This window comes from Sphaerimonospora thailandensis, from assembly GCF_016863115.1.
Lineage (GTDB): Bacteria > Actinomycetota > Actinomycetes > Streptosporangiales > Streptosporangiaceae > Sphaerimonospora > Sphaerimonospora cavernae.
In genome coordinates this window covers 1-541 of sequence record NZ_BOOG01000162.1, presented here as the reverse complement: position 1 = coordinate 541, position 541 = coordinate 1, and the positions used below count along the sequence as shown (strand labels likewise).

Sequence of the window (541 nt, the reverse complement as noted above, 5' to 3'; positions counted from 1 at the left end):
CCTGCGCGAGCTTGGTTACCCCATCGTGGCGACCAAAGGCCCCGACGGCGGCTACCGGCTTGAGGCGGGCACGGACCTGCCCCCGCTGTTGTTCGACGACGAGCAGGCCGTCGCCCTGGCCGTCGCGCTCCAGACCGCCACCATGTCGGGGGCCGGCATCGAGGAGGCCGCGGCACGGGCGCTGAACACCGTACGGCAGGTCATGCCTGCCCGGCTGCGCCACCGGATCGACACCCTCCAGATCACCACCGTCGAGCGGCCAGGTAGCCGGACGGACCCGCAAACCGACAGCGGTGTGATCATGGAGCTCAGCGCCGCGGTGCACGCCCGCCAGGTGCTGCGCTTCGACTACTCGCCGCAGAGAGGAGACGACGGCGGCGAGTGGCCCCCGCCGCGCCGGGTGCAGCCGCATCACCTCGTCAGCCGGGGCGGGCACTGGTACCTCGTCGCCTGGGACCTCGACCGCGAGGACTGGCGCACCTTCCGCGTCGACCGGATCACCCCCCGCACCCCCGCAGGACCTCGCTTCACCCCGCGTGAG

General features: G+C 72.6%; 1 protein-coding gene. It reads left to right on the top strand.

From position 1 onward, the window contains the following. Window positions 1-25 precede the first annotated feature (25 nt). On the top strand, window positions 26-541 hold a 516-nt coding region (locus tag Mth01_RS29450; RefSeq protein ID WP_407695994.1), incomplete at its 3' end, for a helix-turn-helix transcriptional regulator.